Here is an 11321-nt window from a genome sequence, read left to right as displayed (position 1 = left end):
GATGTTCTAAAGTGTCCGCTTCCAGCACCACTATTTTCGCATCCTGCCCGGGATGCCCCAGATACTTGGCACCGCAAAGGAACAGCATGACCGCTTACCCAGCCCTGCGTGCCGCGGGGGCGACTGATGTCGGCCGGGTCCGCGAGGTGAACGAGGACTCGTTCGTCATGCTGCCCGCCGTGGCCGTCGTCGCCGACGGGATGGGCGGTCATGCCAGCGGCGATGTCGCCAGTGCCCTCGCGGTCGAGACCTTCCAGAGCCGCTTCGCGACCATCTGCCCGGTCCCCGAGGACATCCAGGACGCCGTCCACGCCGCCAACTCCGCGATCACCTCGGAGGCGGCTCGCAACTCCGAGAAGCAGGGCATGGGCACCACCCTGACCGGCGTGGCGCTCGTCGAGTTCGAGGGCGCTCCCCACTGGTTGGTGTTCAACGTCGGCGACTCGCGCGTCTACCGGCTCTCGCCGGCCGGCGTCACGCAGGTGACCGTCGACCATTCCGAGGTCGCCGTCATGGTCGAGGCGGGGATGATCACCGCCGCCGAGGCCCGCGTCCACCCGCTGCGCAACGTCATCACCCGGTCGCTCGGCACCTACCCGTCTCCGGAGGCGGACACGTGGCTGGTGGCCGTGTCGCCCGACGACCTCTTCCTGCTCTGCTCCGACGGCCTCACCGGCGAGCTCGAGGACCACGAGATCCATGAGATCGCGTCCAAGACGCTCGGTGTGGGCGGAAGCATCGACAACCTCGCCCAGAGGCTGGTGGACGCTGCGGTTGCATCGGGCGGGCGCGACAATGTCACTGTGGTACTCGTGACACCCCCTCCCTCGCTCTTCGCCGCGCCCGCGGAGACTGACGTCTCGACATCAGGCTCCTCACGATCCGCAGGGGACGTCTCGTCGTCCCATGAGTGATACCGCTACCTACTGTGCTGGGCACTGGCTCGCGTTGAAGGGCGACCGGTGCTGGGCGCTGGTGCAGCTCGGCCCCGGTGACCCGCGGGTCGGCGGCGTCCAGGCCGCGCTGGCCGACCCCCACCCGGTCGACGCGATCGCCGGGCTGCTCTCCGTCGACGGACCGCGAGCCCCCGGCTTCGCGCTGATCGGGCGCGAGGGCCCGCGGGTGCGGTACGCCGTGCGCTCCCCTGCCAAGGTGACCGCCGTCGTCAACGAGGTGCCGGTCTTCATCGACGGCATCGACGTCGCCGGCAAGTGGGCCGACGGCCACTTCGCTGCCGTCCCCGAGCGCGCCGAGCTCGCCAACGGGGCCTGGGGTGGGATGGAGGAGGACCAGCCGCTGGTCCACACCGCCCACGCTCGCTCGCTGGACGTCGTCTTCGACCCCGACTTCTATGCTCAGGTTCAGGCCGAATCGACCATGATGCCGCTGGACCACACCATCCGGCGCTCGGACCTGGCGGCCTCTCCGCCACCCGCGGCGCCCCCTCCGGGAGTGCCGGGCGTCTCGTCCTTCCAGAGCCCTCCCCCCTCGCCCGTGCCGCCGCCACCGGTGGCACCGCCCCAGCCTGCGCCCGAAGCCAAGAAAGGCATCATCGACGGTCTTCCGTGGCGGAAGAAGGGTGCCAAGAAGCCCGATCCCAACGCGTGGGGCCCGCCGGACCGGCAGCCCTCGCCCCCGCCCGCTGCGCCGCCCGCGGCTCGACCCTCCGTGCCGCCTCCCCCGATGCCCGCGCCCGCGCCGACGCCGCCCAACGACATGGCGACCCGGGTCCGCGACGTCGCGACGCCGACCCCGGTGCCACCGGCGGGCGGGCCGACCGTGTGGGCGGTCTACTGCCCGCAGGGCCACGCCTCACCGCCCTACTCCCCGACCTGCCGCATCTGCCGGATGGCGCTGCCGCCGCACCAGCAGCCGGTCTCGGTCCCGCGCCCCGCGCTGGGCCAGCTCAAGCTGGGCGACGGCCGGGTCGTCATCCTGGACCGAGGTGCCGTCTTCGGGCGGTCGCCGCGCGCTGATGCCAACGGCAACACGGGGGCTGGTGGCGTACCTCCGCATCTGGTGAAGGTGATGCTGCCCGACATCAGCCGGCTGCACACCGAGGTGCGCCTGGAGGAGTGGCAGGTGCTCGTCCGCGACCTCGGCTCCGCCAACGGGTCCTACCTGACCCTGCCCGGCGGGCGTCCGCAGCAGATGCGGCCGATGGAGGAGTACGCCCTGGAGCCCGGCGCCGTGGTGAGCCTCGCCGGCTCGATCAACCTGAACTACGAGGTCCTCGGGTGACTCAGACACCACACCCGGAGCTCGGCCCCGAGCTGCCCGGGATGAACTGCCTGGGCAGGCTCGGTTCGGGCGGTTTCGCCGACGTCTACCTCTACGAGCGCCACCACCCGAAGGTCCGGGTCGCGGTGAAGCTGATGCGGTCCTCCGACCTCGCCGAGGCGCAGCGCGCGCAGTTCGCCGCGGAGGCGGCGGTGATGGCCGAGCTGGCCGAGCACCCGTTCATCGTGCCCGTGCACAGCGCCGGCGAGACACCGGACGGCCGCCCCTACCTGGTGATGGGCTACTACCCCAACGCCGACCTCGGTGCCCGCGTACGCAACAACCCGATGAAGGTGCAGGACGCGCTGCGCTTCGGGATCCAGATGGCGTCGGCCGTCGAGACCGCGCACCGCGCCGGGATCATCCACCGCGACATCAAGCCGTCCAACATCCTGCTCTCCCGCTACGACGTGCCCGGTCTGGCCGACTTCGGCATCGCCGGCCGCCCGCGCGACGACGAGGGCGACATCGGGGTCTCCCTGCCGTGGTCGCCGCCCGAGGTCCTCACCTCGGCGTCCAACGGTTCGGTCGCCTCCGACGTCTACTCGCTGGCCGCGACCGTCTGGCATCTGCTCGTGGGCCGCTCGCCCTTCGCGGAGCGGGGCAACAACTCCGACCGCGCAGTCTTCTCCCGCATCCTGCACACGGCTCCCCCTGCCACGGGCCGGGCCGACGTACCTCCGTCGCTGGACCGGGTGCTGCAGCAGGCGATGGCGAAGGACCCGACCTACCGGCCGCGGACCGTCCTCGACCTGGCCCGCCACTTCCAGCGGATCGAGCAGGAGCTGCGGCTGGGCCGCACCGAGGTGCAGGTCCTCGACCGCGATGCCGGTGGCAGCGGGTCGATCCCGGTCGTTCCCGACATTCCGGCAGCGCGGGGTGAGGGTCCGACCACGGGCTCGGGCCGTTCACGTCTCTCCTCTCCACCCTCCGACCCGGAGATGGAGAAGGCCACCGAGCTCAAGCCGCCGTCCCAGGTGATCGCGCAGGCGCCGATCACCCAGCCGCCGGCCTCGCTCGCGTCGGCGCCGGTGGCGGATGCCGGCTCGGCCTCGGCCGACCGCACCCGGTTCAGCTACCCGCGGACGGAGGAGGGCCCCTCGGTCCTCACCGGCGCGCGCCCGGCGGAGAGCCGCAGCAAGACCCCGGCGATCATCGGCGTCGTCGTCCTCTTCCTCCTCGCCGCAGCCATCGGCATCGTGCTCTCCCGCGGCGGCGAGGACGAGAAGCCCGACGAGGTCCCGCCCCCACCCGTCGAGACCGACCTCCCCGGTGTCACCGGCCCAGCCGCGCCGGGCAAGGTCAAGGGCGCCCTCAAGGGCAACCGCGCCGTCTTCACCTGGTCCGGTGTGCCCGGAGCGACCGGCTACAAGTGGGTCGGTGACAACTCCACCAGCGGCAACGTGGACCGTCCCAAGGCGGTCGTACGTCTCGACGGCGCCACCAAGGTCTGCATCCAGGTCCGCTCCCTCGGCGAGAACGGCAACGTCTCCCAGGGCGCAGCGCAGGCCTGCGTCAGCAAGTAGCCCGGCGCAGGCGATACTGAGCGCATGCCGAACACCCCTGCGCCGACCAACCCGGTGGCCACGTCAGCGAAGCTGGCGGACGGACGCGAGATCTGGTTCTTCGACGAGCAGCCGACGCTGCGCTCGGTGCACGACGAGCGGCCGCTGGAGCCGCGGGCGGGCGGGTCGCAGCTGCGCTGGGACCGGCTGACCGCGACCTGGACGGCGGTGGCGGGGCACCGGCAGACGCGTACGTTCAAGCCGCCCTCGGACGAGTGCCCGCTGTGCCCGTCCGTCGACGGGCGGCTCACCGAGATCCCGGCCGAGAACTACGACGTGGTGGCCTTCGAGAACCGGTTCCCGGCGCTGTCGACGGTCGCGGTCGGCGAGGCGACCGGGGAGCCGTTCGTCTCCCAGCCGGGGCGTGGTCGGTGCGAGGTGGTCTGCTTCACCAGCGACCATGAGCAGAGCTTCGTCGACCTTCCTCCCGAGCGGGTGCGGACGGTGCTCGCGGCGCTGGCCCACCGCACCGAGCAGCTGACGGCGATGCCGGAGGTGGCGTACGTCTTCTGCTTCGAGAACCGCGGCGAGGAGATCGGGGTGACGCTGCAGCACCCCCACGGGCAGATCTACGCCATGCCGGTGCTGCCGCCGAGGATCGAGTCCCTCGTGAACGCCGCCGACGCCCATCGCGAGGCGACCGGCGAGTGCCTGCAGTGTGCGGTGCTCGCCGACGAGATCGCCGATGGGTCGCGGGTGGTGGCCGAGAACGGGACGTTCGTGGCGTACGTGCCCTATGCCGGACGCTGGCCCTACGAGATCCGCGTCGTGCCGCGCCGTCACGTGGGCTCCCTACCCGGTCTGACCGCCGAGGAGATGGACGACCTCGCCGCGCTCTACCAGGAGTGCCTGCGGCGGATGGACGGGCTCGACGACGCCGGCCCGGTGCCCTACATCGCCGGCTGGCAGCAGGCCCCGACCGGCCGCGAGGACACCTGGCACCTGGCCGCCGAGATCTTCACCATCCGGCGGGCGCCGGGACGGCTGAAGTACCTGGCCGGCATCGAGTCCGGCGTCGCGCTCTGGGTCAACGACATCCCGCCGGAGACCGCCGCCGAGCGGCTCCGCGACGCACTCTAGAGCCCCTGCCAGTCCGGCTTCCCGGCGTAGACCTCGCGGTAGTAGTCGCGGCGTACGAGCCGGGAGGCCGCGGCCTCGTCCAGGAGGACCGAGACGTGGCCGTGGAGCTGGAGGACCGATCCCGGGCAGGTCGCCGAGATTGGGCCCTCGACCGCGGCGGCGACCGCCTCGGCCTTGCCCTCGCCGGTGGCGAGGAGGAGCAGGTGGCCGGCTCGGGTGATGGTGCCGAGTCCCTGGGTGAGCACGTGGTGCGGCACCGCGTCGGGTGAGCCGAAGAAGCGCGCATTGTCCTTGCGCGTCGTGGCCGTGAGCGTCTTGATCCGGGTCAGCGAGGCCAGCGACGAGCCGGGCTCGTTGAAGGCCAGGTGGCCGTCGGAGCCGATGCCGAGGATCTGCACCTCGATCCCGCCCGCAGCCACGATCGCCGCCTCGTAGCGCTCCCCGGCGGTCGGCAGGGTCTCCTCGGTCGGGTCGGGTCCGTGGACCCGCTCCGGCGGGATACCGATCGCGTCGGTGAACTCGCGCCGGATGGTCGCCAGATAGGACTGCTCGTGCCCGTCGGGGAGGCCGACGTACTCGTCCAGGTTGAACGTCTCCACACCGTCATAGGACGGCCCGCGACCGTCCCGGGCACGCCGGATGAGCTCCTCGTACGTCGCCAGCGGCGTCGAGCCGGTCGCGAGCCCGAGCACGGCGGCGGTGCCGGCGGCCGCCCGGCGGCGTACGACGTCTTCGATCGTGTCCGCGGCGAGGGATGCCACCTCGGCGGGGGTCTCGAGGACAACTACTTCCATGTCAGTCCTTCGTCGGGGTGATCAGAGCAGCGCCGATGGCGGCGACCGGGGCGGCCGAGACCACCCGCAGGCGCGAGGCGAGCTCGAGGGAGGCGAGGAACGGCGAGGTCTCGGTCTGTCGGGCCAGCGCGTGCGCGATCGCCTCCCGCAGCGGCTCACCGACCGTCGCGACACCCCCGCCGATGACGACACGTTCGGGATCGACGGCGAGAGCCAGGGAGCGTACGGCGGCGGCGACGCCGTCGGCGAAGCGGTCCCGCACGATCACGGCCGCCGGGTCACCCGAGGCGGCTGCGGCGAAGAGCGCCGCGGCGGGGTGGCCGGTGGCGGTCGGCCAAGCCGCCGCGAGCGCGGCACCGGAGGCGACCAGCTCGAGACAGCCGCGCTGGCCGCACCCGCACACCGGGCCCTCCGGGTCGACCGGGAGGTGCCCGACCTCCCCGGCGGCGCCGTGGAAGCCTCGGCGGAGCGCGCCGCTGAGGTAGAGACCGGCCGCCAGGCCGGTTCCGAGCGAGAGGTAGACCAGGTCGTCGACGTCCTCGACGGCGTGCGCGCCGAGCGTTGCCGCGTTGGTGTCGTTCTCGAGGGTGACGACAGCTCCGGTGCGGGCGCCGAGCAGCTCCGCGAGCGGGAAGGCGTCGCCGTCCAGGCCCAGGTTGACCGCATGCTTCACGGTGCCGGCGCGGGTGTCCACGATGCCGGGGATGCCGACCCCGATCGAGCGGATCTCACCGCCGTCGAGCGCGTCACGCAGGCTCGCGACCACCGCGGCCGCGCTCTTCACGACGCCCTCGCCGCCGGGGGTGGTGGCGGCACGGTCCTCGGCCAGCACCGCCCCGTCGGCGCCGATCGCGATGCCGTGGATCTTGGTGCCGCCGATGTCGAGGCCTACCCGTGCCCCGTTCACCGGTTCCAGCCCGATCGTCGCAGCACCTCGGTGACAGCGGCCATGCCCGGCAGCGAGAACCCCTGCGGGCACAGTCGCGGCACCCCCGGTCCGTCGTACGCCCCGGGCCACCCCCACTCCACCAGCACCACGGCGCCCGGAAGCTCGGCGACGGTCCGGCCGACCTCGGGACGGCGGTGCGCGTCACGCACCTGCACGATGAGGGGTGCGTCGGGGAGATCCGGGAGCGGGTCGCCAGGGCGGATGACGATGTCCGGCGGCAGCCCCCAGGGCACGTCACCCACGGCGATGTTCGCCTCCGTGTCGACGGTCACGACCCGGGCACCGGCGAGGTGCGGGATCTCGCTGAGGTCGTCGCTGGCAGTCGCGAGCGCCCGGCGAGCGCCCTCGACGGAGCGTTCCTCGAACCGGGGGTCGAGCGCGCCGTCCGGTCGCTGCGCGTCGGTGAGGTCGGCGAGCAGCCGGTCGATGCGCGCGACCGCGTCCTGGAGCCGCTCCAGCGGCAGCTCACCGGAATCGACCGCGGCCACGATCGCGGCGGTCGTCTCGTGGACCAGCGAGGTGGGCTTGTCGGGGCCGAGCAGGAGCAGATCGGCGCCTGCCTCGAGCGAGAGCACCGCAGCGGCCGGAATCCCCCGGCTCGCCGACGCACCGGCCATGTCGAGGGCGTCGGAGACGATCGGCCCGTCGTAGCCCAGCTCGCGCAGCAGTCCCAGCACCGGCGCGGAGAGCGTGCCGGGCAGCTCGGGGTCCAGCGCCGGCACCACGATGTGGGAGGTCATCACCGAGGCGGCACCGGCCTCGGCGGCGGCCAGGAACGGGACCAGCTCACGGTCGCGCAGCGTGTCCAGGGAGGCATCGAGGACGGGGAGGGCGACGTGGCTGTCCTGGCCGGTGTCGCCGTGGCCCGGGAAGTGCTTGACGCAGGCGGCGACGCCGGTCGACTCCAGGCCCTTCACCCAGGCGGCCACGTGCTTGGCGGCCACGCCGGCGTCGTGGGAGAACGACCGGGTCGCGATCACCGGGTTGTCGGGGTTGGAGTTCACGTCGGCGACAGGAGCCAGGTTGAGGTTGATGCCGGCTCGCGCCAGCCGCAACCCAACCGCCCGGCCGGTCTCCTCGGTCAGCGCCAGGTCGTCGGCCGCGCCGAGGGCGGCGGCGCCGAGCACCGAGGAACCGGTGAGAGCCTCCAGGCGGGTGACGTCCCCGCCCTCCTCGTCGATGGTGATCACCGGCGCCCAGCCGCCCTCGGCGGACGCGGCCCGGATCTCGGCCGCCAGGCTGCGTACGGAATCCTCACCGGCCTCGGTGTTGGGACCGAAGAGGCAGATCCCGCCCAGGCCCTCGCGGAGCAGCTCGGCGTAGCCGGGCGGCAGGGTGGGCCCGGCGAAGGCGGAGACCTGCACGCGCAGCGCCAGGGTCTCGACGGTGGTGTCAGGCATCAGGACACCCCCAGCTCACCGGCGAGGACGAGCACCGCGGCGCCGACGATGACGACGTCCTCGCCGAGCGTCGACGTACGGAACTCCAGCGGCTCGCCGCTGACCGGCATCGTCCGCTCGCGGATGATCCGGTCGGCGGTCTCGCGCAGCGGTCCGTCCAGGAGGTCGGCCGGCCCGGAGAGGACCAGCTCGTGAAGATTCAGGGTTCCGACCACAGGGGCCAATGCCTTTCCAAGATGTTCGCCGGCTTCCACGAGCGCATCGTCGTGGGCTGTCTCGAGGCGCTCCCGCAGGCGCGGCACCGCGAGGAAGGTCTCCAGGCAGCCCTGGCGGCCGCACGCGCACAGCGGACCCTCGGGGTCGACGGTCACGTGCCCGACCTCACCGGCGGCGTCGACGAACCCGTGGAGCAGCGCCCCTTCGAGCACCAGCCCCGCACCGACACCGGTGCCGACCCGCACGAGCATCAGCCCGCCGTCGCCGGACTGGCCGAAGGTGTACTCCCCCAGCACCGCGGTGTTGGCGTCGTTGGCGACGTACGTCGGTCGGCCGGTCTCACGGCGCACCTGATCGGCCAGGCCGACATCGGTCCAGCCCAGGTTGGGCGCGGCGACCACGGTGCCGTCGGCCGCGACGACACCGGGGCTGCCGATCCCGATGCCGAGGATCGGCCGGTCGGTGCTCGCGATCAGCTCGGTGACCAGCTCCTTCACGAGGCGCACGGCCTCGCTTCCGGTACGGCCCTCCCGGCACCTGGTGGTGCGATGGATGACATCGCCGGTCAGGTTGAGCACGGCTCCGGCGACCTGGTCGTCACCGGAGACGTCGATGGTCACGATGTGCGTGGCGTCAGCGGCAAGACCGACCAGCATCGGCGGCTTCCCGACCCGGCTCTCCACCGGCGCGCCGAGCTCCTCGACGAGCCCGTCCTCGAGCAGGCTGCCGACCAGATCGGAGACCGTCGCCCGGGTCAGCCCCGAGGCTCGGGCCAGGTCGGCGCGGCTCGCCGGACCCACCGCGAAGAGGTGCTGGAGCACCAGGGATCGGTGATGCCGCCGCGCATCTTCCTGCAGCAACTTCCCGATCGGCCGCAACGTACGACGTCTCGCCTTGGACATGTTTGTTAGTCCATCGTACTTATTAATGCTGCGTCAAGTCGACACGGCATTTTCCTCGCCGAGAGGTCACATTCTGACGCCGAAAGGTCAGGTTCTGACAGCGATCGACTCCTCGGTGGCAGAAACTGACCTCTCGGCGGGTCAGATGATGGCGGCAAGCTGGGCACGGGTCGGGACGTACGGCTCGATGCGGAGGACCATGTGGGCCTCCTCCGGGGTGCGGTTGCCCTTGCGGCCATTGCACCTGCCGCACGCCGCCACGGTGTTCATCCATGTCCATCTGCCGCCGCGTGACTGTGGCAGCAGGTGGTCGATGGTGCGGGCGTGGCCGCCGCAGTAGGCACAACGATGCTGGTCGCGCTTGAGCACTCCCTCGCGGGAGTAGCCGGCCGGCCGGTACATCCAATGCATGGCGATATAGCGGACCAGCCGCACCGCCTTGGGCCATGGATGTGGCCCGATCATCTTGTCGCCCTGTTGCTCGTGAACCACCGCCACCTCACGGAACAGCATCCGCACGGCGTGCTTGAACGAGACCCTTCCGAGCGGCTCGAAGGAGGCGTTATACAGGGTCACGGCGCCCATGGTCGTGGTCATACTCGGTTACCTCCCAGGAGAGTCGGATAGAGATCGCGTGCAGGTCGGGTGGAAACAAAAAGGGCCGCCCCGACGAGACAGACATGTCTCGCAGGAGCGGCCCGGAGTGATCCGGTGCGGCTATGCACCCAGGTCACTGTCGGCTCCCGCGGGCATGAGGGTCGCGCTCGTGCGCAGCGGTCAGCGACCAGGCCGCCGGGGCGGTGGTCGAGTGCTGCGTGCTCATGGTGGGCCCTTCAAAAGGTCAAGTGGTGGCACCCGGCGGCGAAACCGGGTGCTACCAGAATAGAGCGAACACCCTCCAGCTACCAACGGTTTTCCCAGGTCAGGAGCGTGTCTTTCCGGTTAACTACGCCCGACGTACGCCGTTTGGACCCGTTAGCGCGCCCCGGTCCGCCTCGCGGAGCCTCGGGATCAGCGCCTCGCCGACCCGGGTGACCTCGGTCCGGTAGGGCGTGTCCGAGAGGACGAAGTGGGTCACGCCGAGCTCCTGGTAGCGGCTCAGCGCGGCGGCGACGTCGTCCGCGGAGCCGACCAGCCAGGTGGTTCCGGCGCCGCCGCCGCCGTACTTCCCGGGAGCGGTGTAGAGGCACTCGTCGAGCACGTCGCCACGGTCGGCGAGGTCGAGGAGGCGGCTCTGCCCGACCGCTGACCGCCCGCGTCGGAACTCGCGGTCCCCGACGGAGTCGGCCATCCGGTGCACCTTCTCCTCCGCGTCGCGCCAGGCCTCCTCGCGGGTGTCGCGGATCAGCGTGGTGATCCTCAGCCCGAACTCGAGTGGCGCGAGGTCGCGGCCCAGCGACTGCTCGAGGTTCTGCAGGCGCTCGACCCGCTCCGCGATGCCGTCCAGCGGCTCGCCCCAGAAGAGCTGTACGTCGGCCTCGGTCGCGGCCACCGCCTCGGCCTCCGGGGACGCGCCGCCGAAGTAGAGCCTGGGGTGCGGGCGGTCCTCGACGGCGTACGGACGCGGGGTGATGGTGGAGTCGGCGACCTGGAAGTGGTCGCCGTCGAAGGTGACGTTCTCCTCGGTCCACAGCCGCCGCACAAGCCGCATGAACTCCTTGGTCCGCGCGTAGCGGGCGGCGCGTGAGTCCTCGCGGTCGCCATAGGCGGCCAGGTCGTCCTGGCCGGAGACGATGTTGACCCGCACCCGGCCACGGCTGAGCTGGTCGAGGGTCGCGGCCGCGGTGGCGAAGTTGGCCGGGCGCCAGTAGCCCGGGCGGATCGCGACGAGCGGCTCGAAGGTCGTGGTGCGCGCGGCCAGGGCCGTCGCGACGGTGAAGGTGTCGGGCCTCCCCCAGCTGGTGCCGAGCAGGGCACCGGTCCAACCGGCGTTCTCGACCGCCTCGGCGAGACCGACCTGGTAGTCGAGGGTGCCGTAGCCGTCCTCCGTCGCTGCGGTGTCGCCACGGTGTCCGGCCTCGACGAAGTTGGGCAGATACCAGAGGAGCTCGGGGTTCGTGGGGGCGTTCATTCCAGACTCCTTCGGATTGTCTATTGAGTTAATAGACTAACGCATCTGGTGTCGCCCCTCGGAA

10 protein-coding genes are annotated in these 11321 nt (G+C 71.7%); 4 read left to right on the top strand and 6 right to left on the bottom strand.

Features of this window, described 5'->3' with window-relative positions; translation table 11 throughout:
* The first annotated feature begins 86 nt into the window (after positions 1–86).
* The 4 genes from ABZU72_RS04125 to galT are packed head-to-tail and all read left to right on the top strand — an operon-like array spanning position 87 to position 4925.
* The gene (locus ABZU72_RS04125; RefSeq protein ID WP_355017637.1) at positions 87–914 is read left to right on the top strand and encodes a PP2C family serine/threonine-protein phosphatase; all 828 of its coding nucleotides are present in this window, start codon (positions 87–89) and stop codon (positions 912–914) included.
* Positions 907–2241, top strand: a complete 1335-nt coding sequence (locus ABZU72_RS04120; protein ID WP_355017636.1) for an FHA domain-containing protein — start codon at positions 907–909, stop codon at positions 2239–2241. The genes ABZU72_RS04125 and ABZU72_RS04120 overlap by 8 nt, the downstream gene beginning before the upstream one ends.
* On the top strand, positions 2238–3806 hold the full coding sequence (locus ABZU72_RS04115) for a serine/threonine-protein kinase (protein ID WP_355017635.1): 1569 nt from the start codon (positions 2238–2240) through the stop codon (positions 3804–3806). Before ABZU72_RS04120 ends, ABZU72_RS04115 begins: the two co-directional genes overlap by 4 nt.
* Before the next feature lie 24 nt (positions 3807–3830).
* A complete protein-coding gene (gene galT, locus ABZU72_RS04110) occupies positions 3831–4925 on the top strand; it encodes a galactose-1-phosphate uridylyltransferase (protein WP_355017634.1) in 1095 nt (364 codons plus the stop codon).
* On the opposite strand, the gene ABZU72_RS04105 is transcribed toward galT, so the two are convergent.
* The 6 genes from ABZU72_RS04105 to ABZU72_RS04080 form a co-directional block, all read right to left on the bottom strand.
* Positions 4922–5719, bottom strand: coding sequence for a glucosamine-6-phosphate deaminase (locus ABZU72_RS04105; protein ID WP_355017633.1), 798 nt, complete (start codon positions 5717–5719; stop codon positions 4922–4924). The two genes, galT and ABZU72_RS04105, sit on opposite strands and share 4 nt — an antisense overlap.
* Position 5720: 1 nt before the next feature.
* Positions 5721–6626, bottom strand: coding sequence for an ROK family protein (locus tag ABZU72_RS04100; RefSeq protein WP_355017632.1), 906 nt, complete (start codon positions 6624–6626; stop codon positions 5721–5723).
* Complete coding sequence (locus ABZU72_RS04095; RefSeq protein ID WP_355017631.1) at positions 6623–8068, bottom strand: glycoside hydrolase family 3 N-terminal domain-containing protein; 1446 nt, start codon at positions 8066–8068, stop codon at positions 6623–6625. Before ABZU72_RS04095 ends, ABZU72_RS04100 begins: the two co-directional genes overlap by 4 nt.
* Positions 8068–9186: an ROK family transcriptional regulator gene (locus tag ABZU72_RS04090; RefSeq protein ID WP_355017630.1), complete on the bottom strand. Its 1119-nt coding sequence runs from the start codon at positions 9184–9186 to the stop codon at positions 8068–8070. Before ABZU72_RS04090 ends, ABZU72_RS04095 begins: the two co-directional genes overlap by 1 nt.
* 141 nt (positions 9187–9327) lie before the next feature.
* The gene (locus ABZU72_RS04085; RefSeq protein WP_355017629.1) at positions 9328–9783 is read right to left on the bottom strand and encodes an HNH endonuclease; all 456 of its coding nucleotides are present in this window, start codon (positions 9781–9783) and stop codon (positions 9328–9330) included.
* Positions 9784–10132: 349 nt separating this feature from the next.
* Positions 10133–11257 (bottom strand): LLM class flavin-dependent oxidoreductase, encoded by a 1125-nt coding sequence (locus ABZU72_RS04080; protein WP_355017628.1) that lies wholly within the window; start codon positions 11255–11257, stop codon positions 10133–10135.
* Positions 11258–11321 lie beyond the last annotated feature (64 nt).

It is taken from the genome of Nocardioides sp. NPDC004968 (assembly GCF_040608935.1).
Taxonomy (GTDB): Bacteria; Actinomycetota; Actinomycetes; order Propionibacteriales; family Nocardioidaceae; genus Nocardioides.
The sequence above is the reverse complement of the archived record's forward strand: the minus strand, read 5'-3'. Positions and strand labels throughout refer to the sequence as shown.

What these genes read in the sequence shown, in the direction of transcription:
- ABZU72_RS04095 (WP_355017631.1), bottom strand. Translation starts at nt 8,068, where the DNA reads ATGCCTGACACCACCGTCGAGACCCTGGCGCTGCGCGTGCAGGTCTCC.
- ABZU72_RS04090 (WP_355017630.1), bottom strand. Translation starts at nt 9,186, where the DNA reads ATGTCCAAGGCGAGACGTCGTACGTTGCGGCCGATCGGGAAGTTGCTG.
- ABZU72_RS04085 (WP_355017629.1), bottom strand. Translation starts at nt 9,783, where the DNA reads ATGACCACGACCATGGGCGCCGTGACCCTGTATAACGCCTCCTTCGAG.
- ABZU72_RS04125 (WP_355017637.1), top strand. Translation starts at nt 87, where the DNA reads ATGACCGCTTACCCAGCCCTGCGTGCCGCGGGGGCGACTGATGTCGGC.
- ABZU72_RS04105 (WP_355017633.1), bottom strand. Translation starts at nt 5,719, where the DNA reads ATGGAAGTAGTTGTCCTCGAGACCCCCGCCGAGGTGGCATCCCTCGCC.
- galT (WP_355017634.1), top strand. Translation starts at nt 3,831, where the DNA reads ATGCCGAACACCCCTGCGCCGACCAACCCGGTGGCCACGTCAGCGAAG.
- ABZU72_RS04080 (WP_355017628.1), bottom strand. Translation starts at nt 11,257, where the DNA reads ATGAACGCCCCCACGAACCCCGAGCTCCTCTGGTATCTGCCCAACTTC.
- ABZU72_RS04120 (WP_355017636.1), top strand. Translation starts at nt 907, where the DNA reads ATGAGTGATACCGCTACCTACTGTGCTGGGCACTGGCTCGCGTTGAAG.